Origin of the sequence: Sphingobacterium sp. Lzh-3 (genome assembly GCF_046764375.1) — a bacterium.
In the GTDB taxonomy this organism is placed as follows: Bacteria; Bacteroidota; Bacteroidia; order Sphingobacteriales; family Sphingobacteriaceae; genus Sphingobacterium.
The window spans coordinates 2,362,416-2,387,334 of record NZ_CP177226.1 but is presented as its reverse complement, the minus strand read 5'-3'; the positions used below and the strand labels follow the sequence as shown (position 1 = coordinate 2,387,334).

Here is a 24,919-nt window from a genome sequence, read left to right as displayed (position 1 = left end):
CGTTAAATGAATCCCTTTGACAAGATTTGTACGGCTTCTATTCCATAAAAAAGCTTGACTTCCGATTTTATGGGCAGGATAATAAAATGTCCCTAATTATTTTTAACTTTCACTACAAACGATTAGTCAAACGAATAAGCGTATTCCGAAGCGGCATTATGCAATCGGAGAACGATGTAGTATTAACCAAATAAAAGAAGTCCTGCATGTAATAAGAAAACCTGTATGAATATAAAGAGGCCTGCACGTAATAAAAGAAGGCCAGTGTAAAGAACGGAAACATCACCCTGCATAAAATTTTTTAAGGGCGCTGTAACAATTCAGCTGTACAAGATACTAACTACATAAATAAACGTCAGTCTTTGGAAAAAAAGCAATGTTCTTAAAAACCCAAAGAACGAATAAATTAAACCTTAAAATAGATGTTACTCGAAATCAATCATGTCACCAAAGATTACGCCAATCACCGTGCATTGGACGATGTATCCATTCAAATCCCAAAGGGTAAGATTTTTGGGCTATTGGGGCCAAACGGGGCTGGAAAAACATCCCTGATCCGTATTATTAACCAAATTACCGCCCCCGATTCCGGCGAAATTCTGTTTAATGGCGAAGCGTTGGGGCCACAGCATATTGCTCAAATCGGCTATTTACCCGAAGAGCGGGGTTTGTATAAAAAAATGAAAATCGGTGATCAAATGTTGTATTTGGCACAGCTTAAGGGGCTTTCCAAGCGAGAAGCCTTAGCACGCATCCGAGATTGGTGCCAGCGCCTGGACATCACATCCTGGTTAGACAAAAAGATAGAAGATCTCAGTAAAGGTATGCAGCAAAAAGTACAATTTGTCGCTACAGTCATCCACCAACCACAATTGATTATCTTAGATGAGCCCTTTTCGGGATTTGATCCCGTAAATGCCAATATCATAAAAGAACAGATTCTCCGCTTAAATCAAGAAGGTGCGACCATTATATTTTCCACACACCGCATGGAGACTGTGGAAGAGCTTTGCGATAATATTGCCCTCATCAATCGATCGAAAAAAATACTGGATGGTTCTGTACAAGCGATTAAAAAAGAATACCGAAATCAAACCTATCGATTGGAATATACAGCAAGCGAAGATAATTTTCTTCTGTCCGACGACACCCTATTTAAGGTCATCACGTCAACAAAGCATGAAAAAACATACATCACTACAATTCAACTAAATAACAACAGTCATATCAATGATGTATTAATGCGTTTCATCCCCAAAATACAGCTCAATCAACTCATTGAAATCGTTCCCTCCATGGCGGATATTTTCATCCAAAAAGTCACACAAATCTCACCTACAGCTAACGATCATGCATAAAATATTACTTATCATCCAACGGGAATACCTATCACGTGTCAAGAAAAAATCTTTTATTGTCATGACTTTTGCCGTGCCCCTGTTCTTTTTCGCACTGTATGCAGGCATGTTTTATCTGACAAAAAAGAGCTTTAAAGATTCGCACACCGAAGTCTTTATTTTAGATGAGCAAGGCGACTTTGCCAGCAGACTCCAAAGCAATAAAAATGTAAGTTATACGGTATCCAAATTGGACCTGCAGGCCCAAAAAGCGCAGCTTACACAAAGCGAAGGAAAACAGTCGATCCTTTATATTCCAAAAGATATTTTAACAAGCGAACGAGCCGAACTGATTACCGGCGGCAAGACAAGTTTTGTCACACAGGAGATCATTAGCGGCCAGTTGGAAGAGATCATCCGTGAAAAGGAATATAAAGCCAAGGGAATCGACCTGCAGATTATCCAGTCCATTAAGCCCAAAGTCACCATCGATGCAAAAGAAATAACAGCAGACGGTGAAGAAAAGAACAGCAATACAGCCATTGCAATGGGTCTTGGTGTCGCTTTGGCTATCTTAGTATACCTATCCCTGTTTCTCTATGGTGCCCAGGTAATGCGTGGTATTATCGAAGAAAAAAGCAACCGTATCATCGAAGTCATTATTTCCTCGGTCAAACCCTTTCAGCTCATGATGGGTAAAATTGTTGGGATCGGTATGGTTGGACTGACGCAATTTGTCATGTGGCTCGTGCTTACAGGAGGCCTTTTTATCACGGCAACACTCCTATTTGTCAATCCTCAGGATATGCAGGAGGTTGCCGCAAGCCAACCTGGAGCGGGTAATATGAGTACCGTATCAAAAGCAATGGCTCAGAATGATTCTGCTTCTATCCTTACTTCGATCCAAAGCTTTAACTTCACGGAAGTCATCATTTTCTTCTTTCTGTTTTTTATTGCCGGATATCTGCTGTATAGTGCTATTTTCGCTGCTGCTGGTTCAGCTGTCGACAATGAAACAGAGGCCAATCAGTTTTCAATGCCCATTACCATGCCTTTGCTATTAACCTATATTCTTTCTTTTGGCGTCATTATCAATGATCCCAATGGACCGATTGCAACATGGTTAAGCTTTATTCCATTCACCTCTCCCATCGCTATGCTCGTTCGCATACCTTTTGGTGTACCCCTGTGGCAGATTCTGACCTCACTGACCTTGCTCATACTGACCTTCTTATTTGTGACCTGGGTTGCTGCCCGCATCTATCGTGTCGGTATTTTGATCTATGGTAAAAAAGCAAGTCTCAAAGAAATCATCAAATGGTTCAATTACAAAAGCTAGCCGTATTCTGAACCAGCTGTGCATAACTACAGCAACATAAAAAGGGCCAAATTGCAAGCAATTTGGCCCTTTTCTTTTATATAAAAGCATCCCGATTAGGCTACGATCATAAATAGTACGATCGGCACATAAAAACAGCTCAATTAATATCTTATATTCAATTTTTTAAAGACAAAATGCCACAACCATATCGGTCCGACAAGTAAAAACTGTAGAAACTGCTGTCCTGTGATTTTCGTCTTTTCCTTTCCCTTACCGATAAAAAGCGCCACAATAGCTAGCAATGCGATCCCCAAACACACCCAGATGACAGCAGGGCCACCATTCTTTTGTGCGTATTCCAGTTGCACAATAAAGAAACTCATGCCCCCGATAGAGAATAATATCGCATAAGACAACGTTGCGGACAGCTTTAAATAATAATAAATGACAATAGCGATGAAGAAAGACCCCCAATTCAAAAAAGTATGCCAATTGAGTTTGACCAAGAACTCGAACTGTGGAAATGGGATCATCCAGATGCAGCCCATGATACCAAAAAACAATAATGGTAAAAAGATGGCTTGAATCAGACGATTGGTCGGATCCTGAAAATTAGCATCCAGCTCCGCAAAATACTTATCTACGGGACATAAAGGTTCGACTTCTTGAACTTTCTTCTTTTGTTTCATTCGGCAAATTTAACAAATATTGGGCATGCCTTAGGCCTTAAAGATGATAATATTCCTTATTTTTTGGTCTGCTGCACGTCATTATATGCTTTCAGCGCATACAAACTCGCTTACTCCTATTCTATTCCGTAATATTGCAGCATGAACTCTTACAAACATATCTTATTTGATCTGGACGGAACCCTGACCGACCCCGCGGAAGGAATTACGAAATCTATTGCCTATGCCTTGGAATCAAAAGGCATCCATACAGCAGATCTGAATAGCCTCAAACCCTTGATCGGCCCGCCCCTCAAAGATTCTTTCATACATACCTTTGGGTTTGACGAAAGCGAAGCGATCGCCTGTGTAGAAAAATATCGGGAGCGCTTTTCAACCATAGGGCTGTATGAGAATATCCTGTTTGATCGCATACCTGAGCTTTTAGCGTTGCTAAAAACAAAAGGGTACAGCATCTACCTTGCGACCTCCAAACCCGAAATTTTCGCCCACAAAATATTACAGCACTTTGCAATAAATACCTATTTTGATTTTGCGGGCGGAAGCGCTTTGGACGATTCCAGACCGACCAAAACCAGTGTCATCCAATATGTCATGGAACAGGCCAAGCTAACAAGTCCACAAGACTGCCTCATGATCGGAGATCGCAAACATGATCTGATTGGTGCACGAGAAACAGGCATGGATGCTGTTGGTGTATTGTATGGCTATGGTAGCCAAGCCGAACTCGAACAGGAAGATCCGACCTATCTATTGGCTACAGTGACAGATCTGATGGAATTTTTTCAATAATTACCGATAATAAAAAGGGTATCCAAAAGATCCGAACTATTTATTGGCTACAATTTGCTTCAATTTAAGTCAAATCAAATTTAACTCAAGTCAATCCAAGTAACTCAAGTCAAGCCGATTCAATTCAAATCAAGTCATTTGAGTCGATTCAATTTAAGTCCACCCTTTGAAGAATGGAATGGCTGAAATAATCAAGTTGGTGAAACGTGGAGCATTGCATAAAAAAAGCTCCAAACATTTCGTTTGGAGCTTTTTTATGCTGGATCCTTAGGATCTATTTTGCGTAAGACACTGATCTTGTCTCACGAATTACAGTTACTTTAATTTGCCCTGGATAAGTCATTTCCGTTTGAATACGGTTAGAGATATCAGCAGCTAGTATTTCCGACTGTGCATCAGACACCTTCTCACTCTCAACGATGACACGTAGCTCACGGCCAGCTTGTATCGCGAAGGTTTTCTCAACCCCAGGATACGATAAAGCCAAATCTTCCAACTCTTTTAGGCGCTTGATATAACTTTCCACAACCTCACGACGTGCGCCTGGGCGTGCACCAGAGATCGCGTCACAAGCCTGAACAACCGGAGATATTAAGGCAGTCATTTCGATCTCATCATGGTGAGCACCAATTGCATTACATACATCAGGGTGTTCCTTGTATTTCTCGGCAAGTTGCATACCTAAAATAGCGTGTGGCAGCTCCGGATTATCATCAGGCACTTTACCTATATCGTGTAGTAATCCAGCACGTTTCGCATGTTTAACATTCAGACCTAGTTCTGCCGCCATTGTTGCTGCAAAATTAGCTACCTCACGCGAGTGTTGTAAAAGATTCTGTCCGTAAGACGAGCGGTAACGCATGCGCCCTACCATACGAATCAATTCAGGGTGCAAACCATGGATTCCCAAATCGATCGCGGTACGTTCACCAATTTCAACGATTTCATCCTCTATTTGCGTCCGCGTCTTAGCAACAACCTCTTCAATACGAGCCGGGTGAATACGACCATCTGTTACCAAACGGTGTAAAGCCAAACGCGCTATTTCGCGACGTACGGGATCGAAACCAGATAGGATAATTGCTTCGGGTGTATCGTCTACAATGATTTCTACGCCTGTTGCAGCTTCCAATGCACGAATATTACGACCTTCGCGACCAATAATACGACCTTTGATTTCATCATTTTCGATATTGAAAATTGAGACGGTATTTTCGATCGCAGATTCCGTAGCAGTGCGTTGGATGGTCTGAATAACAACCTTTTTCGCCTCTTTAGTCGCCGTCAATTTGGCCTCATCCACAATATCTTTGATTTGAATCATCGCTTGTGAGCGGGCTTCTTCGCGCAACGAGTCCACCAATTGATTTTTTGCTTCGTCAGCAGTTACGCCAGCGATACTTTCCAATTGCTTAATCTGTTGTAATTTGAGCGTTTCTACTTCTTCAGATTTCTTTTCATTCAGTTCAACCAACTTATCCAATTGCTTTTTCTTGGTATCCACCTCTTGCTTATCGCGATTGATGTTTTCCAGCTTTTGGTTAATTGACTGTTCTTTTTGTCTTAACGTATTTTCCTTTTGGTTGATGGTATTGTTACGTTGATTGACTTCCTTTTCGTGTTCAGATTTTAATTGAAGGAACTTTTCTTTGGCCTCTAACAGGCGTTTCTTTTTAATGTGTTCCCCTTCCTGCTCTGCATCTTTCAGTATGCTATTTACCTTATCCTTGGCTTCCTGTTCTTGTTTTTTAAATAACAGAACCAATAGATAACGACCTATAACAACACCAACAATCAGAGAAATTATGCTATAAATTGCGATGTCCATGTATGTATAATTGTATTATTTGTGTTTGTTTTTATTAATTATGTTCAATTTCCAGTAAAATCACCAATCAGCCTGTTCCCTTATCCTTGGTATAAGCCAACTCAGTAGCGATCCCAATAAGTGCATCAGCACTACATGACAAAAAAAAACCGCAATTAAATTTAAACAGGTCTCATGTATTATTAAACTTCGTGATTACATAATTAGGCTTAGATTGTGACCCAGATGGCTTTCGCAAAATGGCCTATATCTTTTTGCGCCTGTAATATTGAAGCGTTAAGTTTAAAATAGTGACAACCCGAATTTAATTGCGGCAAATTCGTCGTTTAAGCTCTAAATATAAAGAACGTAAATTTATTTTTTAAAGAAATCCGTCAACAACTGATCAAGTTCCTGTACTGAATTTTCCAAACCCACTTCGTGGTTTTGAGACTGCCGTTCTGCATTAAGCATACGCGTCGCAAATTGCAATACACACATGGATAACAAATCCTGCTTATCTCTCACAGTATAGTTTTCCTGCAATTCCTTTACTTTTTCATTTATCAATTTCGCAGCGTGTCGAATTACTTCTTCTTCCGCGCTCTCCACCCGAAGGGGATAAACACGATCTGCGATATTTATTTTTATGGAAATCTCTCCCATTTCTTTGAGCTTTTTAACGTTGTATTAGTTTGAATCCGATAACACTTCTCCCAACTATTTCAACAAACTAATACACTTGTCTATTTCCCGCACAAAATCGTTAATTTTTTGTTTTGTGTCAAGTATTTTTTCATTAATTGCTTCCTTATCCGTTTCAGAATCTAACGTACGGGCAACTGCCAACGCTTTAACCTTCTCTTCCAATTGCTTGCTCTTATCGTTGCTCGCATCGAAAGCCACTTTTAAGGATTGTACCTCTAATTTAAGCAAATCATTTTCTTCTTGCAAGACTTCGCACAATTGAATTAAATTTTTCGTTTTCTCAACGATCAGATTCATTTGTGAAGACAATGTTGCCATAATATAAATTGAATATTACCAATTAATGTTGTATCTCTAATTAACCACGCACTTCCGCGCCTAGTTCCTTCTCAAAATTAACAATTAATTTTTGAACTATCGCATCAATTTGCTTATCAGTAAGTGTTTTTTCTTCATCCTGCAAGATAAAGCTCAGAGCATAAGACTTTTTCCCTTGCGGAATTTTATCACCTTTATACACGTCAAACACATTTACCTCCTTTAAAAGCTTGCGTTCGGTCTTCTGAGCGACAAATTGTAGCTTATCGAAGCTCACATTTTCGTCAATCAAGAGTGACAAATCTCTGCGTACAGCCGGGAATTTGGAAACTTCTTTATATTGGATGCTATTCTTACGAATAATTTTCATCAAAACATCCCAGTCAAAATCAGCAAAGAAAACCTGACCTTCAACATCTGCTTTTTTCAAATCCGCGTTTGCAATTGCACCAAATGAAACCAAACATTTCTGCCCTTTCATATAGTTCAAACCATAGGCAAAATGTGAACTTGTAGCATCTTGTATCTGAATTCCTTCAATTTTCAGCCTTTTAACAATAGTATCTACTGCTGCTTTTAGGTTATAGAAATTAACGCTTCCTTTGTTGTTGTTCCACTGCTCGGCTTCACCCTTACCCGCCATAACGAAAGCAAAGTGCTGCGTTTCTTTATAACCTTCGCCATCAAGCGCATAAGTTTTACCGTATTCAAAGAATTTCACATCAAAATTTCTTCGCTTTTGGTTATATTCGATCGCACTCAAAGCAGAAAACACCATATTTTGACGCATGGTATCCAAATCTGAACTCAGGGGATTAAGCAATTTAACCGCTGTTTCACTATCATCGGCATAATCCAGCTTCGTCAATGAATTGGATAAAATTTCACGAAATCCATTAGCGATCAACAGATCGGCCAATTGATTTAAGACAACTTCTTTATCTGGTTTTTCAGCCGTATTTAAAGATGCTTTAATTTGTGATTTCAACTCAATGTTGTTATAACCGTAAATACGCAACACTTCTTCTACAATATCCACTTCACGTGTGACATCGACACGATATGCAGGCACCAACACATCAAGACCCGCTTCACTTTCTGCGGCTATTTCAATACCTAACGCAACGATGATTGATTTAATTTCCTCATTTGGAATCGCCTGACCAATCAAACGAACCACATTTGCATAGCTAACGTGAAATGAAAATGGTTTAATCACGACAGGATACTCATCCTTTAGGGTAGATGAAATCGTTCCACCTGCAATTTCTTGAATCAATAAAGCTGCGCGCTTCAATGCTTCAACCGTAATATTAGGATCAGTACCACGTTCGAAACGGAAAGAAGCATCTGTTTTTAAACCATGTCTTTTGGAAGTCTTCCGTACAGAAACAGCATTGAAATAAGCCGACTCCAAAAATACGTTGGTCGTTTCGCCAGATACCCCCGAATACGCTCCACCAAAAACCCCGGCAATACACATCGGTTTTTCAGCATCGGCAATCACCAAGTCCTCTGCAGACAAGGTACGCTCCACACCATCTAGGGTAACAAATTTCTCGCCCTCAGTCGCAAGGCGAACAAGGACTTTATTTCCCGCAATTTTATCAGCATCAAATGCATGCAATGGCTGACCTAAATCGTGTAATATATAATTTGTGACGTCGACAATATTATTGATCGGGCGAACACCGATAACATTTAATTTCTCTTTTAACCAATCAGGAGATTCTCCAACCTGAACACCGCTAATATTGATACCACTATAACGTGGGCAAGCCTGTGCGTCTGCAACGACCACTGCCGTTCCCTCAGCCTCAGCAGCCTCGAATGCAGAAACGTCTGCTTTTAACACTTTTGTACGGAAATGTGCAGCAATATCTCTTGCAACGCCTAAATGCGAAGCTGCATCTGCACGATTTGGCGTTAAACCAATTTCATAACGGTAATCATCCTGGATATTGAAATGATCTTTCACTAAGGTCCCCACGGCAACATCAGCTGGTAATTCAACGATACCCGCATGGGATGTACCTAAACCGATTTCATCTTCTCCACATAACATACCTTCGGAAACTTCACCACGAATTTTAGATTTGGTAATTTTAAAAGGCTCTCCTGTAAGCGGATGGCATGTCGTGCCTACTGTAGCAACAATGACTTTCAATCCTGTACGACAGTTCGGTGCGCCACATACAATGTGCAATAACTCCGGCCCACCGACATCAACGGTAGTTACTCTCAATTTATCGGCATTAGGATGCTGTTCACAAGTTTTCACTTCACCAACAACCAAACCATCCAATCCACCTGGGATACTCTGCACGACGTCCAAAGCTTCTACTTCCAATCCTGTATTTGTCAAGATAAGCGATAGTTCCTCCGGTGTCGAATCTATATTAACGTGTTGTTTTAACCAATTATATGAAATATTCATCTCGAATTTGATTTGATGCACAAACTTAGATAAATTTGAGTTTATATCCAACGTCAATTTACCCTTCATCGACAGTTGGCCTGAATTTAATGCAGTAAGTAGGCTCCTCAAAAGACTTCATTAAGCTAGGCAGCAAGCGATTTTATCTTTTTTGGAAAGTTGATACGATAGAACCAAGTTAGCTATTTGGACCTTAGATTTATACCGAAGGAAGAGATCGTATGAAGGAGTTCATAAATCCCTTCCCAAGGATAATCATATTTATTCATAGGTGATGAATGCTGCGAATGTAGGGGCTTTCCCCGAGCGAAACGAATGCAATTATTAATTATAACTTTTATTTACATGAATTAACACAACTTTACACTTATTTACACAAAACAGCAATTTTGGCCTTTTCCAATAAACGCAACCTGAACCTATTTTTTAATGAAAATTCAAGCATTTCCATCAAAATAAATATGTAACTTTGTGCTTTAATTTGAAGAACGTTCAAAACAAACATTTATAATGATTCATTTCTTTGAGAACCCATCGAACACTGTATATGGTGTTCAAAGCGTAAACTCTTTATCACAAGAAGACATTACTAAACTCAACTGGCTATTCGGCAACGCCAAAAAACTAGACGACCAAAACCTTAACCATTACTTTGTAGGACCCCGCGCTGCGATGGTTACTCCCTGGAGTACCAATGCCGTAGAAATCACACAAAATATGGGCATTGCAGGAATTGTTCGTATAGAAGAATTTCAACCGGTACCAGCGGATTTCAATGACTTCGATCCAATGATTTCACAAAAGTTCAGTATGTTGACACAGGACATGTATACCGTCAACATCACACCTGAACCGATATTGGAAATTGAAGACATCGAGGCCTACAACAAATCTGAGGGCCTTGCGCTAAATCCAGAAGAAGTAGACTACCTCAATAATCTTTCGACCAAGTTGGGTCGTCTGCTTACAGACTCAGAAGTATTCGCTTTTTCACAAGCAAATTCTGAACACTGTAGACACAAGATTTTCAATGGTACTTTTATCATCGATGGCGAAGAGCAGCCCACTTCCCTATTTAAATTAATCAAAAAGACTTCTGAAACCAATCCGAACGAGATTGTTTCTGCTTATAAAGATAACGTTGCCTTTGTTAAAGGTCCGCGTGTCACACAATTTGCACCTAAATCTGCCGACAAACCTGATTTTTACGAAGAGAAAGCATTTGATTCGGTTTTATCAGTAAAAGCAGAAACACACAATTTTCCAACTACTGTAGAGCCATTTTCGGGGGCTGCTACTGGGTCAGGTGGTGAAATCCGCGACCGTATGGCCGGTGGCCAAGGAGCGATTCCATTGGCGGGTACAGCCGTATATATGACTGCTTATTCGCGATTGGAACAAAATAAATTGGACCTTCAGGCAGGAACAATAACTGAGCCAGCAAAGGAACTCAACAAAACACGCCCATGGGAAAATGCGATGCAAGAGCGTCAATGGTTATACCAAACCCCAGTTGACATCCTGATCAAAGCTTCCAACGGTGCTTCTGACTTCGGTAATAAGTTTGGTCAGCCCCTCATTACAGGTTCTGTATTGACCTTCGAGCATGAAGAGGATGGCCGTAAACTTGGCTACGACAAAGTCATTATGCAGGCTGGTGGTGTTGGCTATGGAAAACTAGATCAAGCGAAAAAACATACGCCGAAAACTGGTGATAAAGTCGTTATCCTAGGTGGTGAAAATTACCGCATCGGAATGGGTGGAGCTGCTGTATCTTCTGCAGATACGGGAGCATTTGGTTCTGGAATTGAGCTTAATGCGATTCAACGTTCCAATCCCGAAATGCAAAAACGTGCAGCGAATGCTGTTCGTGGCTTAGTAGAGTCCGATCATAACCCAATTGTCTCTATCCATGATCATGGTGCAGGTGGCCACTTAAACTGTTTATCTGAACTTGTTGAAGAGACCGGAGGTTTAATTGATCTGGATGCGCTTCCTGTGGGAGATCCTACATTATCGGCGAAAGAAATTATCGGTAATGAATCGCAAGAACGTATGGGACTTGTGATCGCTGAAGATGATATTGATACGTTAAAACGTGTTGCAGATCGCGAACGTGCACCAATGTACACTGTAGGTGATGTCACTGGCGACCACCGCTTTACTTTTGAATCGAAAAGTACAGGTGAAAAACCAATGGATTACGCCCTTGAAGATTTCTTTGGTTCATCCCCAAAAACTTTCATGCGCGATAAAACTGTAGTTCGCAATTACGCTGATCTTGCTTATGATGCAGCCGACATTCCAAACTACTTAAACCAAGTATTACAACTGGAAGCTGTTGCTTCGAAAGATTGGTTAACCAATAAAGTAGACCGTTGTGTTGGTGGCCGTGTTGCCAAACAACAATGTGCAGGTCCATTGCAGTTAGCGTTGAACAACGTCGGTGTTATGGCACTTGACTATAAAGGTAAAGAAGGTATTGCGACAACAATAGGTCACTCGCCTGTTGCTGCCTTGGTGGATCCAGCGGCGGCAAGTAGAACGGCTATTGCCGAATCGCTTTCCAACATCGTATTTGCGCCAATCAAAAATGGCCTCGCAGGAATCTCCCTATCGGCCAACTGGATGTGGGCGGCCAATAATGAGGGGGAAGATGCCCGCTTATACCAAGCTGTTAAAGCCTGCTCGGATTTTGCCATTGCATTGGGAATCAATATCCCGACGGGAAAGGATTCTTTGTCGATGAAGCAAAAATATCCAAACGGCGAAAACGTCATTGCCCCAGGCACATTGATCATTTCTGCCGCAGGAAATTGTACGGATATCACAAAAGTGGTAGAACCGGTGCTGAACAAAAAGGCCGGATCGATCTATTACATCAACTTATCAAAAGATCAGTTCAAATTAGGAGGTTCGTCATTTGCACAAATCATCAATAAATTAGGTACTGAAGTACCGACCATTCAAGATGCTGCTTATTTCAAAACAGCATTCAATACCGTACAACAATTAATTAACGAAGGACAGATCGAAGCTGGTCACGACGTCGGATCGGGGGGCTTAATTACCACCTTATTGGAAATGACCTTTGCCGATGTGAATCTAGGCGCCAACTATGACCTTTCAGCATTAAATGAATCTGATAGCGTAAAAGCCTTCTTTAATGAGAATATTGCACTTGTCCTGCAAGCGAAAGACGACGCTGCTTTTGAAGCGATTGTCAAGGAAGCTGCTGTGGACGCGGTTAAAATTGGCCAGGTGATCGAAGGTAATACGGTAACGATTAAAAATCAAGAAGCGGTATTCAGCTTTGATGTCGCAGCAACCCGCGATGTATGGTCTACAACATCATTCCTTTTGGATTCAAAGCAATCTAAAAATGGAACAGCACAACAACGTTTCGATAATTATAAAAATCAACCCCTAGCCTTTACTTTCCCAAGTCAATTTGATGGTAAGAAACCAGTAATCGACGGAACTAAACCACGTCCGAAAGCCGCGATCCTTCGTGAGAAAGGTTCCAACTCCGAACGCGAAATGGCTAACGCCATGTTCTTGGCAGGATTTGATGTAAAAGATGTTCACATGACCGATTTGATCGCGGGTCGTGAGACATTGGAAGACATCCAATTTATAGGTGCTGTAGGTGGTTTCTCGAACTCAGATGTATTGGGTTCGGCAAAAGGTTGGGCCGGAGCTTTCCTTTACAATGAAAAAGCGAAAAAAGCCCTGACCGATTTCTTTGCTCGTCCGGACACACTTTCGGTTGGTATCTGTAATGGCTGTCAGCTATTTATGGAACTTGAGATGATCAATCCTGAGCATGAAATCCACGGAAAAATGCTACACAATACTTCCGGAAAACACGAGTCAAACTTTGTATCTGTAAAAGTTCAGAAAAACAATTCCGTCATGTTATCGACACTGGCGGGAAGTACATTGGGTGTTTGGATCTCACATGGGGAGGGAAAATTCAACCTTCCATATGCTGAAGAGCAATACAATATCGTTGCAAAATATGCGTATGAGCAATATCCGCATAACCCAAATGGTTCGGACTATAATACAGCAATGGTCTGCGATAAGACTGGACGTCACTTGGCTACTATGCCACATATTGAGCGCTCGGTGTTCCAATGGCATTGGGCAAATTATCCAAAAGGTCGTCAGGACGAAGTTTCTCCTTGGATTGAAGCATTCGTTAATGCACGTCGATGGATTGACGCGCAAGGCAAATAATAAAGAAAAGCTCCTTCATGTATGAAGGAGCTTTTTTTTAGATATCCCTTTTGTATCCTGGTTTGTTCATCATTTGGTCTAGGGAGTATTTTCCAGAACCCATGACCATAAAAAAGATCAGCAAAAAGAATACGACTATAGAAAGCCACAATTCGGAATTCAAATAACTAAAGCCGTGGGTGATATTAACAAAAAATACAGCCCCTACCAGTACCGGAAATAGCAGTAGTGAGGCCAAACGGGTTTGAAAACCTAAAATTAGGAACAACCCTCCCACCAAATGGGTAAAAACCACATAGTGAACAGCACCCCATGATGATAAGTGGAAACTACTTTGTTCAATCATATGTTGAACAACATCCCTATCATTTACGAAACTTACACCTTTGGCAAAAATAACGACCCCTAAAGCAATTCTTAGGTAATCAATCCATTGTGGGTGATGAGCATCGCCCCAATGTTCAATTTTGTGTATCAGGTTCATAATATACCTCCTTTTTATAGATGGTTATAGCCTAATAACAGTTGAACAGCAAAAAAGTTGTTCGCATGAGATGATTCACTATCAAAATGTTACGAAGTGAATACATCCCCACGCCTACACAATACTTCGGATATGACAAATCGCAGCCAAATCAGGCCTACGCTGTTTTCAAAATCAATCAATGAATCAATCAATGAATCAATCAATCAATCAATCAATCAATCAATCAATCATTGCAACCGTAGGTTAGGAGAAAAAAAGTCGAATAACAAAATCCCAAAATGCAGTTGTTAGCAGCCCCACAACAATACTAAAACCGATAACCAGATTGACCAGCTTGGTATTCAGATGGTATTGCTCGGCAATGATCCCCGAAGTGACCAAGGTTGGCATAGCTGCTTCGAATATACTGATCCGCGCAACAGCTCCCTTCACACCAAGTAGTAATGCAAATAGTAATACCAATGCTGGCGCTAGAATCAATTTATAACTCATCGCTGTACTGATCTGCGAAATCTGTTGTCGCCAACCATCAAACTTCAACTGCAAACCAATAGAAAATAAGGCCAATGGCCCAACGGTGGCCACCAACTTATCGAAAAAAGGCTCGGCAACTGAAAGGTCAACAAATTGAGACAGCATTAAAGCAGTTATACAACCGATTAGAGGTGGAAAGCTGACTAACTTTCGAAGCATAAATTTGACATCGATCGTTTCGCCATCCTGGACATTCGCTTTTAGTGCATTGATGATTCCGGCTGTAGAAAGTAGAATAAATGTAGTTTGGTCGCAAATAATTGCAATCGGCAATTGGGCTTCACCAAAATAGGCGATGATCAATGGAAAGCCTATAAAGGATGTATTGCTATAACCTGCGGCCAATTCCAAGCTACTGCGGGAACGCTGTTTATAATTTTTGCGCCGACAGTACACTTCCATAAATAACCAACTACCTGCCCAAACGAGGATTGCCGAAAACACGGGAAACAGTAATTGTGATGACCATACGATCTTCGGAATATATTTGAAAGACACCGCCGGCAGCGCAAAATAAAGAATCCAGGTATTGATCCCTTTATGTGCTTCGGAATGAATTAAATTTGTTCGCCTTAATACCATCCCCGCTGCGATGCAAAATGCAATCATTATAAAATTAATCATGTTTTCTTATCATTTTATACGACACAAAGGTGCGATAGTAGAGCAGGCAATAACATGTACAAATACATTATTTTTATGTACATTTAAAGATATATACCAGGAGAGCAATGCGCAAAAAACAGTTTGAACCTTTACGGATCAGCGAATTTATTGAGGATAGTTTTCATTTGCCCCCCCACGAGCAAAATTATTATGAGCTTGTTTATATTCGTTCGGGCAAAGGAACCCATGTGATCAACAAATTTGAACTGAATTATGAACCTGGCGATGTGTTCTTAATTAGTCCCGCAGACAAGCATTATTTTAACATTGAAGAAAAGACCCATTTTTTGTTTATTTTATTTACAGACACCTACTTCCTGCAGAATAAACGTAATCTAAAGCGCTATGCCTGGATTATGGAGCTAATGAACGATAAAGGAATAAAGGAACGCAAACTGTATATGGACGAACACCATCGCCTAATTTATTCACATATCCTGGAAGCTGTCCGACTGTATAGTAATACCACTGTCAACGAACGTTCTGATTGGCTATTTGACCAACTCGTTGCGATCTTTGGGCTCTACAAAGAAATATCAGAAACACAACGCTTAACCCAGCAGCATGAACTATATGTTGACCGATCGATTTCGGCTTATATTCATCGCTATATTTTTTCGCCCGAAAAACTTCAGGTCAACCTGCTGGCTCAGAAATTTAATATTGCTCCATCCTATTTTGGAATCTATTTTAAGAAGAACTTCGGCACCAGTTTAAGAGCCTATATCAACAGCTACAGGATCGAACTCATCGAAAACAGACTTAAATCCAAAGATTATACCTTGAAACAAATTGCTGCAGAACTCGGATTTACCGACGAGAGCCATCTTTCCCATTTCTACAAACGGGCCAAGGGATTCAGCCCCTTATATTTCCGAACTCATTTGACTAAATAATAAGCCTTGCCCATAATCCATGATGCACACTCGTCAGAAAAAGTCAATTGATAAATTAATTTTTGGGTGGAATGACACTATAAAATTTCAACCCCTCCGCTTCAAACTTTTTGTATAATACAAGCAGCACATCGTTTTTAAGCGACGAGGCATTGCCCGCCGCGTTTACCCAGCAGTAAACACTTAGATAGATCATTTCCGCACTGATATCCTGTATGCTGATCCCGCTGTCTCTTTCCTGGATGTAATATGGGCTCGCCATCATCGCATCTTTAATCCATTCTTTCGCTTTGTCCAGATCGGCCTGTCGATCGATATGGAGTACAAAGCTTGTTTTGCTGTACTCCTGTGATAAAGTCCAATTGACGACTCTTCCAGAGAGTAAATCGCCATTTGGGATGATAACGTCGGCACCATCTGCAGTTTTTAGGACACTGGCACGTATACCGATTTCTTTGACCCGCCCTTTTTTGTCGGCAAGCTCAATTTGGTCACCCACCCGAAATGGCTTGTCAAAAACTAAAATAATACCAGACACAAAATTATTGATGATATTCTGCATGCCCAGACCAATACCAACACTCAGTGCTCCGATGACAACGGTAAGTTTATCCAAACTCATTCCCAGGGCAGAGATTGCCATAAAAAAACCAATCAGAATAATCGCTAAACGAAATAGCGGAAATAGGGTCATCTTCTGATTATAGACCTGGCTAAGCTGACCGTCTTCACCGCCGAGAACAATCAAACTGATATTTTTTTGAAACCAGTTAGCCACGAGAAGCAGTAAAACAGCCACAACAAGGTTGCCGAGTGTAAAAGATATGCTTCCAATGCTGCGCACTTTGCCAAAAAAGACTTCGCTCGCGGCCAATAGTGTTTCTATAAACTGTAAGTTGTTTGCCAATACAATAATGGCCAAAAGCACACAGACGATCCGAAGGATTTCGGTGATGATAGCCAATGTACGCTGTTCGTTAAAACGCATCCAGAATCCTGCAGTCAGTCGATCTTTTTTAAACTGATTACGCACATCAGCCTTAATCATGTCTGCAAAATACTGCAACGTAAAGGATTGGACTAAACCAACGGCACAGGCAATACTAAAGCTCCGCGAGTGCTCAACATGGCCAATCATATTCAAGGTAATTGCCGTGATATTGAGGATAGCGAAAACAACATAAATAAAATTGCTGATATACCCCGGACTGTTCGCATTTTTGATTCGTCGCTTTGTGTAGCTAACAAGTCCCAGTGCGATCAGATTAAAGGCGATACAAACAATCCTTAAAAAGAGGTCATCGCTTACGATCATATTGACAAATACATCCAGGATGTAAAATACAATGAGGATAATGGCAATTTTACGCTGTAATCCGCTCATGCGATGCCTTAGCAAAAACATGAAGATTAACATAATGACCAATTGGGAAGCCTGCAGAATGAAACTTGGTGTAAAGAAGTTTACAAAAGGCAACAGTGTCAAGAGAAAAATAATTGTTTTCCCAACGATAGCATCAATCGCAAGTTTATGTTCAGAATCATTCTGTCGAAGGATGTAGGACACCCGCACAATCCAGTAGCAATAGCCCAATCCCAATACAATCAATAGGATACGGCTTGCCCAGTCCGTCCGGTTGACATATTTGTCAATCGATTTATTATTACTATAATTTGTACGGATATTATTTAATAAGACATCTTTTGAAATTGCGGCCGTATTCGCTTTCCAGATCGAACTTTTGCTCGATGTAGAATCGACCTTTTTACTTACATTTTTCACTTCATGCACAGCATCCAGACGCAACAAATGGCGTTGGTTCTTGGCGATAAGTTCATCTATCGTACGGTTGATTACCTCCAAAGAATCCATTTTTGCCGACAGCTTGAGCTGAGCATTATCAAGGTATTGGTACGCGCGACTATGATTACTGGTACTAATATCATACCGGTTGACCAAATTCCTGATCTGATCCTGGGTAATAGTAAGACTGTTTGAATAATTACTGATACTGCCCTTAATAGACTTCAGCTGCCTAATTTCTTCGTGAATACTATTTTTTATTGCTGCAATACTGTCTTTGGCGGATCCTGTATTGGTTGCAGTATACGTATTGGATTTCTCATTCAGTTGTGCAACGAAATCTGCCATTGAACCTGTTCGAATATTAGCAAGAAAAGTCAAATTGAGCTTCTTCAGGTCATTGCGTAAGGAGTCATTGCCAACACGTGTGGAATCCACAGCTGGCCTTTTATTGAAGCCAACATGTGCCGCGGTTCGATCGTTACTCTGATTTTTTCTAACCTGAACTGAATCCTGTGCAGACACATGCAACTGAAAAGCCAAGAGACTTAAGACAAAAATAAAACGCTTAACAATGCCCAATTTCATACTTCTAATTTTGTTGATTTCCTTACCTGGCAATGTGTAGCCAAATGCAATGAACACTACATCTTGCAAAGAAAGGACCAAAGGTATTTCTTCGACAAAAATAACTTATCTCCTGTTAAAATCGAATAGCATCCGATAGTTTTAGTTCTTCCAGCCGTTTTATTTTATCGTCACGATAAAATAAATTCATCGTCTCAAAAGGAATTAATTTCAAGTCTTTGTTGACGATATGGACGCATGATTTTTTGACTGCACGAACGTCAAAATCGTAGGCATCCATAAAATTCATAATGATAATTCGGAAAAGATTGTCGTAATCAAGATCAGGTGCGCAGACTTCGGGTAAACAGCAAAGCAACTGGTTTACTTTTGGCTTTACCTTATCCACAGAAATTCCCGTGCTAAATATATCCAGCAATTGCATCTGAACACCTTTGTCCTGTTCATATACAATGGTGTTGCGCGATTGGCTATTTAACAAAATAGCCGGATCAATATGTCGGGTCAAAGGTATCCGCTCCGCTCCTATTTTCAGTATATAGCCCATCGCCAAAGCATCAGGATTACAAGGAACAGGAATAATATCATGTGGGTCCAATAGTGGATATTGATTCAGGATTTCCTGACGTACCTCCGTTAATGTCATTTTATGTTGCTGCGCATCGGCCGCATTTCGACCGGCAATTTCCACCGGTTGAAAGGTTACTCCCCGTACACATCGCTGTCGTAAGGCGTAATCCAATATTTCCCCTATTTCATCATCGTTGGTTCCTTTTTCCAGGACGACGACCAAGGTTGTACTTAGATTGAGTGCATTTAATTTGTCAATGGCCTTTTTTCGGATATCCGTAAGATCTTTGCCCCGGAATTTCTCAAGCACCGAAGGACGAAAGGAATCGAACTGGAGATAGATTTCAAATTCAGGCGCATAAGTCGCGAGTTGCTCAGCAAAACCAGGATCATTTGCAATTCTGATCCCATTCGTATTGAGCATGAGATGCTTAATAGGCTTTGTCTTCGCAATGTCTAAAATCTTAAAAAAATCAGGATGTATGGTTGGCTCTCCACCACTGATCTGAACCACATCCGGTTCACCTTCACTTTCGACGATTTTGTCAAACATCCGTTCAATTTCTTCCAGCGAGCGATGTCGTCCGTAATGGGGCGAGGACATGGCATAACAGGTTGGACAGGTCAAATTACAGCGGTCGGTCACTTCGATTATAGAAAGGCAACTGTGCTGTTCATGATCGACGCATAAGCCACAATCATAGGGACAGCCATAATGTACTTCATTATCAAATTTCAAAGGTGTTTCTGAGGCCTTATTATAATTCCGAATGTTCTTATAATAGTCAACATCCGTTGCAATCAGTGTTTTGAAAAAGCCATGATCAGGACAGTTTTTCGTCATAAATACCTGTTCATCCTCGATAATAATCTTGGCACCAACACGCGAAAGGCATGTTGGACATAGGCTGATGGTGTAATCGTAGTATGTATAGTTTCTAACTGGCATAAAGCTGATCTCTAGTTCATAAAGGTAAGTCCACAGGCAAGTCCCCCTGCCAACATTGCTCCAATTCCGCCCAACAATACTTTAAGCCAGGGATTGACATTGAATTTTGATTCTTTATTTCCAGCTTTAATAATCGAACCGATAATAATAACCAAAAGTGCAATACCGATCACAATAGCACCTATAGTAAGTAGAAAAAGTCCCAACATCGCGGTACTTTCCGATCCAAATGACCCCTCAAGCAAATACATAATTTCTATTTTTTGATTAAACGTTCATTTTTTAATAAATAAATATAATAAATTATCACCACGATGCAGGTAATTTGTATGGTACTTAGCCCCAAAAGTATAATTGCCCGTGGCTTAATAAAGTCCAACAGGAAACGAAAACTAAAATAACTAAGCATAAAAAGCTGAAACAACACGCCATTTCGATAATTGTATCGTCGTTTAAAAAGTTGGAGTCCTACAAATAAGAGCAGTAAAAATGCGATTTCATACAGCGCTACAGGATGCCGTTTATAGGAATCCCCCAAATACATCCCCAATGGAGACGTTGTGGGTAAACCATAGGTCTGCTCGAATACACCCGTATAAAAACAACCTACCCTACCAATGGAAATTGCACTAATCAAGGGAAAGACCATCCGATCACCGGTACTTTCTTTTTTACCCATGATCTTTTTCATCCCTTCCACGGCAACCAAGCCTCCTGCCAAACCACCAATTATCGTATTATTCACCCAGATGTAAGCCCATTTATGTGTCGCATTGAGCAATTCAGCCGGGCGCTCGAGGGAACCGATGACATGTGAGCCGATTAAAGCCCCTAGGCCGGCAGCAATAACAATAAGAAGGGAATTGGTATGCCCTAAACTTTCCTGATCCTTCCATTTGAGCAACTGATAATAACGCATGCCAATAAACATCCCCAATCCTTCCATAAAAGGATGTAAGAGAAACGTTTTTCCAAACAAATCTATCGTAACCGGAAATTCAATCGCCATAAGCATAAACAAGTATACGAAAGACGATCAAGAAAATGACAAACAAAAGTTTCTGCACATGACAAAACTCTTAAAACCAAAAAGCCAGTCTGAAGAACAGACTGGCTTTTAATAAATATTTTAAAAACGGGGGTTATAGCTGATTGCTATACACAAATCGGATTTCCTCACGTAGGTTATAACGCGAGGCCATCACTTCGCCATAAGCGCCTGCGGAACGAATGGCAATTAAGTCGCCACGTTTTGAAACGGGAAGTGGTACTTCCTTACCAAAGCAGTCGGACGATTCACAGATTGGCCCAACCACATCGTAGTTAATGGATTCGGCACTGTCTGTCGCGCTGATATTTTCAATTTTATGATAGGCTTGATACAAGGCCGGGCGCATTAATTCAGTCATTCCAGCATCCAATACCAAGAAATTTTTCTTGACACCATTTTTAACATACAACACGCGGCTAACAAGGCTTCCGCATTGTGCGACCAAAGCCCGCCCCAATTCAAAGTGCACTTCTTGCTGTGCTGTACGCTCCAGGAAGCGGTCGAAAATATCAAAATAGGCTTCAAAATCAGGAATTGTATTTCCATCAGGATTTTTATAATCAATCCCCAATCCGCCACCGACATTCAATACACGGATTTGTGTACCGCGTTCTTCAAACCAGTTTTTCCATTCATTGACCTTCACGCACAGGCTTTTGAATACGGTCATATCCGTAATCTGTGAACCTACGTGAAAATGAAGACCAACCAGTTCAATAGATTCACATTTTTTTAGCACGGCTGCACATTTTTCCAAATCGGCATTGGGCACACCAAATTTGTTTTCATCAAGCCCTGTTGTAATATAATGATGGGTGTGTGCATCCACATTTGGGTTGATCCGTAAAGCCACATTTGCTTTTACACCTTTCTTTGAGGCAAGCTCATTGATGACCTCAAGCTCCTGAATGGATTCCACATTAAAAGCAAAAATATTTTGATCGAGCGCATAATTGATTTCCTTATCAGATTTACCAACTCCTGCAAAAGTGACTTTCTTGGAATCAAAGCCGCATTCAATGGCTTTCTTTACCTCATTGCCACTCACACAATCCGCACCAAAGCCGATCTCTTGAATCGCCTTCAATAGCTCGTCATTAAAATTGGCCTTTAATGCATAGTGAACGTGAAATCCCCGTTTGTGGGAAGCAGCATGCGCAGCCTCCAGGGTCTTGTTTAACACATTCAGATCATAATAATAAAACGGCGTTTCTTTCTCTGCAAACTTCGCCGCGATACCTGTATTTATCATATAAAAACCTACTTCTTAAAATAAACGATTGTGCAATGAACGTAATGCTTCTGTTTTATGATCTGAATTCAATAGAATCGACACGTTAAAGTCTGAACCACCGTAAGAAATCATACGAACTGGAAGGTGTTTTACAGCGTCAAGTACGCGAGCGGCATAACCGTGGCTATTCAAACCAAAATCGCCTACAACGCATACAATGGTCTGATCGCCATCTACTGTTACAGAACCAAAATCCTCCACTTCTTTGATTATATCAGCCAAATTGGTTGTATCATCAATGGTCAACGATACCGCCACTTCCGAAGTTGTGATCATATCGATTGGTGTTTTATAACGTTCGAATATTTCAAAAACACGACGTAGGAAACCATAGGCAAGTAGCATACGCGATGAATGGATGTGAATTGCCGTGATACCGTCTTTCGCGGCAATGGCGCGAATACAACCTTTCTGAGCACCGTCCTTACTGATCAAAGTCCCTTTTGCATTGGGCTCCATCGTGTTCAATAACCGAACTGGAACGTTATATTTTTGCGCTGGGAATACCGATTGAGGGTGTAAAATTTTAGCACCGAAATAAGCCAGCTCTGCAGCTTCATCAAAGCTTAGATGGGCAATCGGTGTTGTTCCTTTGACAACACGAGGATCATTATTGTGCATCCCATCGATGTCCGTCCAGATCTGAACTTCCTCCGCACGGATTGCTGCGCCGATCAATGAAGCCGTATAATCTGAACCACCACGGCGCAAATTATCGATTTCACCAAATGAATTTCGGCAAATAAAACCTTGTGTTATAAATAACGTATTTTCTGGGCTCTGTGCCAAAATATGACTTAGTTTTTCGCCAATGTATTCCACCATAGGCTCATTATCCTCATCAATTTTCATAAAATCCAGGGCTGGTAACAACACGGATTTTATACCGATTTCGTTCAAATAAAAATGCCATAAAGCAGTAGACATCAATTCACCTTGCGCCAGAATAACTTTTTCTTCAATAGGTGTAAATAATTCATTGGCTAAGGTAGAAATCAGATTAAAATGGTAATCGATCAATTCTTTACCATTTTTATAACCTTGTTCAGTGCTGAAAAGTTCTTTAATAAGGTCTTCGTACTTATCCTTATGCTTCTTGACCAAATCTTTAGCTTCGTCCTTCTTACCTGCTGTATAAGCTTGACCTATTTCAACCAAAGCATTTGTCGTTCCAGCAACTGCGGACAATACGACGATCTGACGTTCAGCAGGGTTTACAATATCCAACAACCCTTTGATACGTGCTGCACTTCCCACGGAAGTACCACCAAATTTTAAAACTTTCATACTGAAGTTACAATTATTAAATTTCTGTGTGCCAATATAGGCAATTCATGAATTTATATTAAAAAAAATGCGGCACAAAATCATGAAAGTTTTGTGCCGCATATCTTATATGTTATGCGGAAGAATTACTTCTTCAAGTTTTCGATCAGTAGACCGGCCAATTCTTCGCCGATTCTTTCTTGAGCTTCATTGGTCGCCGCCCCAATATGTGGCGTCAACGAAATTTTTGGATGTTTTAAGATCTCTTCGCGTGGAGTAGGTTCATTATCGAATACATCTAAACCAGCGAATGCAACTTTACCCGAATCCAATGCTTTCACTAATTCCAATTCATCAATAACGCCGCCTCTCGAGGCATTAACCAAGCCAACACCATCTTTCAATAATGGGAACTCTGCAGCTCCGATAGCAGGTTTATCCAAAAATGGAACATGTAAAGAGATAAAATCTGAAACTTTAAATAAGTTGTCCATCTCCACTTGTTGAATAGGTACCTCAACTTGGATACCACCTGAAAGTGTTATGGTCAATGTTTTTGGTCCTTCGAACAAATCCGTGTAAACCATATCCATCCCCAGACCAATGGCGATTTTGGCAACTTCGCGACCGATACGACCAAATCCAACGATACCGATCGTTTTACCACGAAGCTCAGTACCAGCTCCATAAGCTTTTTTAAGGGCGCCAAATTTTGTATTACCCTCTACAGGCATTTTTCTATTAGAATCGTATAAGAAACGTACACCATTCAATAGGTGAGCAAAAACCAGCTCAGCAACTGATAAAGAAGATGCTGCAGGGGTATTGACAACAGCAATCCCTTTTGAACGCGCGTAGTCTACATCAATATTATCCATGCCTACTCCACCACGGCCGATAACTTTCAAGTTAGGGCAGCCATCAATCAGGGCCTGACGTACTTTAGTTGCACTACGTACCGTGATTGCATCATAAGCAAGGAGCTTTTCAGGAAGCTCTTCTTGCGGAATATGAGTTGTATCTACACTATGACCTGCATCTTCCAACATTTTCTTTCCTAGTGGATCGATACCGTCATTCGCTAATATTTTCATCTTTATAATTCGTTTTTAAAGGTATCAGTGCCGTTCAACTCATCGGAAGATCCAACCAGGTGAATACGA

Annotated in this window: 19 protein-coding genes; 5 read left to right on the top strand and 14 right to left on the bottom strand. The window is 40.7% G+C overall.

Annotated features, from left to right (window positions below):
* Window positions 1-422: 422 nt before the first annotated feature.
* A complete protein-coding gene (locus tag ACLCDV_RS09735) occupies window positions 423-1,358 on the top strand; it encodes an ABC transporter ATP-binding protein (RefSeq protein ID WP_411973543.1) in 936 nt (311 codons plus the stop codon).
* Window positions 1,351-2,676: an ABC transporter permease gene (locus ACLCDV_RS09730; RefSeq protein ID WP_336834559.1), complete on the top strand. Its 1,326-nt coding sequence runs from the start codon at window positions 1,351-1,353 to the stop codon at window positions 2,674-2,676. Before ACLCDV_RS09735 ends, ACLCDV_RS09730 begins: the two co-directional genes overlap by 8 nt.
* Window positions 2,677-2,819: 143 nt before the next feature.
* Here the strand turns inward: ACLCDV_RS09730 and ACLCDV_RS09725 are convergent, their stop codons facing one another.
* Complete coding sequence (locus ACLCDV_RS09725; RefSeq protein ID WP_411973542.1) at window positions 2,820-3,347, bottom strand: hypothetical protein; 528 nt, start codon at window positions 3,345-3,347, stop codon at window positions 2,820-2,822.
* Between the two features lie 141 nt (window positions 3,348-3,488).
* Here ACLCDV_RS09725 and ACLCDV_RS09720 point away from each other — a divergent pair, with 141 nt between their 5' ends.
* Entirely contained in the window at window positions 3,489-4,139 is a 651-nt protein-coding gene (locus ACLCDV_RS09720) for an HAD-IA family hydrolase (protein WP_411973541.1), read from the top strand.
* A 274-nt stretch (window positions 4,140-4,413) separates the two neighbouring features.
* Here ACLCDV_RS09720 and rny read toward each other — a convergent pair whose 3' ends face one another.
* From rny to pheT, 4 genes are all read right to left on the bottom strand, one after another.
* Window positions 4,414-5,967 carry a ribonuclease Y gene (gene rny / locus ACLCDV_RS09715; protein ID WP_075991992.1) on the bottom strand — a complete coding sequence of 518 codons (1,554 nt, stop codon included), beginning with the start codon at window positions 5,965-5,967 and terminating at the stop codon, window positions 4,414-4,416.
* A gap of 354 nt (window positions 5,968-6,321) precedes the next feature.
* A complete protein-coding gene (locus tag ACLCDV_RS09710) occupies window positions 6,322-6,612 on the bottom strand; it encodes a cell division protein ZapA (RefSeq protein WP_046675831.1) in 291 nt (96 codons plus the stop codon).
* A 54-nt stretch (window positions 6,613-6,666) separates the two neighbouring features.
* The gene (locus ACLCDV_RS09705) at window positions 6,667-6,972 is read right to left on the bottom strand and encodes a hypothetical protein (protein WP_046675830.1); all 306 of its coding nucleotides are present in this window, start codon (window positions 6,970-6,972) and stop codon (window positions 6,667-6,669) included.
* A 40-nt stretch (window positions 6,973-7,012) separates the two neighbouring features.
* Window positions 7,013-9,409 carry a phenylalanine--tRNA ligase subunit beta gene (gene pheT / locus ACLCDV_RS09700; protein WP_333575493.1) on the bottom strand — a complete coding sequence of 799 codons (2,397 nt, stop codon included), beginning with the start codon at window positions 9,407-9,409 and terminating at the stop codon, window positions 7,013-7,015.
* A 510-nt stretch (window positions 9,410-9,919) separates the two neighbouring features.
* Between pheT and purL the strand changes: the two genes are divergently transcribed.
* Window positions 9,920-13,651 (top strand): phosphoribosylformylglycinamidine synthase, encoded by a 3,732-nt coding sequence (gene purL, locus ACLCDV_RS09695; protein ID WP_411973540.1) that lies wholly within the window; start codon window positions 9,920-9,922, stop codon window positions 13,649-13,651.
* A gap of 37 nt (window positions 13,652-13,688) precedes the next feature.
* Here the strand turns inward: purL and ACLCDV_RS09690 are convergent, their stop codons facing one another.
* Both ACLCDV_RS09690 and ACLCDV_RS09685 read right to left on the bottom strand, forming a co-directional pair.
* Entirely contained in the window at window positions 13,689-14,135 is a 447-nt protein-coding gene (locus tag ACLCDV_RS09690; RefSeq protein WP_075991990.1) for a DoxX family protein, read from the bottom strand.
* 246 nt (window positions 14,136-14,381) lie between these two features.
* The gene (locus tag ACLCDV_RS09685) at window positions 14,382-15,296 is read right to left on the bottom strand and encodes an AEC family transporter (RefSeq protein WP_333575496.1); all 915 of its coding nucleotides are present in this window, start codon (window positions 15,294-15,296) and stop codon (window positions 14,382-14,384) included.
* 107 nt (window positions 15,297-15,403) lie between these two features.
* On the opposite strand from ACLCDV_RS09685, the gene ACLCDV_RS09680 reads away from it, so the two are divergent.
* On the top strand, window positions 15,404-16,234 hold the full coding sequence (locus ACLCDV_RS09680; protein ID WP_411973539.1) for an AraC family transcriptional regulator: 831 nt from the start codon (window positions 15,404-15,406) through the stop codon (window positions 16,232-16,234).
* Between the two features lie 55 nt (window positions 16,235-16,289).
* Here ACLCDV_RS09680 and ACLCDV_RS09675 read toward each other — a convergent pair whose 3' ends face one another.
* The 7 genes from ACLCDV_RS09675 to ACLCDV_RS09645 form a co-directional block, all read right to left on the bottom strand.
* Window positions 16,290-18,626 carry a mechanosensitive ion channel family protein gene (locus tag ACLCDV_RS09675; RefSeq protein WP_411973538.1) on the bottom strand — a complete coding sequence of 779 codons (2,337 nt, stop codon included), beginning with the start codon at window positions 18,624-18,626 and terminating at the stop codon, window positions 16,290-16,292.
* Window positions 18,627-18,741: 115 nt separating this feature from the next.
* Window positions 18,742-20,145, bottom strand: a complete 1,404-nt coding sequence (locus ACLCDV_RS09670; protein WP_317667426.1) for a radical SAM protein — start codon at window positions 20,143-20,145, stop codon at window positions 18,742-18,744.
* A gap of 11 nt (window positions 20,146-20,156) precedes the next feature.
* Window positions 20,157-20,396: a hypothetical protein gene (locus ACLCDV_RS09665; protein ID WP_046675824.1), complete on the bottom strand. Its 240-nt coding sequence runs from the start codon at window positions 20,394-20,396 to the stop codon at window positions 20,157-20,159.
* Between the two features lie 5 nt (window positions 20,397-20,401).
* Window positions 20,402-21,154, bottom strand: a complete 753-nt coding sequence (locus ACLCDV_RS09660; RefSeq protein WP_411973537.1) for a prolipoprotein diacylglyceryl transferase — start codon at window positions 21,152-21,154, stop codon at window positions 20,402-20,404.
* A 133-nt stretch (window positions 21,155-21,287) separates the two neighbouring features.
* Complete coding sequence (lysA, locus tag ACLCDV_RS09655) at window positions 21,288-22,448, bottom strand: diaminopimelate decarboxylase (RefSeq protein WP_075991987.1); 1,161 nt, start codon at window positions 22,446-22,448, stop codon at window positions 21,288-21,290.
* Window positions 22,449-22,463: 15 nt separating this feature from the next.
* Window positions 22,464-23,777: an aspartate kinase gene (locus tag ACLCDV_RS09650; protein ID WP_088161047.1), complete on the bottom strand. Its 1,314-nt coding sequence runs from the start codon at window positions 23,775-23,777 to the stop codon at window positions 22,464-22,466.
* A 125-nt stretch (window positions 23,778-23,902) separates the two neighbouring features.
* Window positions 23,903-24,850, bottom strand: a complete 948-nt coding sequence (locus ACLCDV_RS09645) for a D-2-hydroxyacid dehydrogenase (RefSeq protein WP_411973536.1) — start codon at window positions 24,848-24,850, stop codon at window positions 23,903-23,905.
* Between the last annotated feature and the right edge of the window lie 69 nt (window positions 24,851-24,919).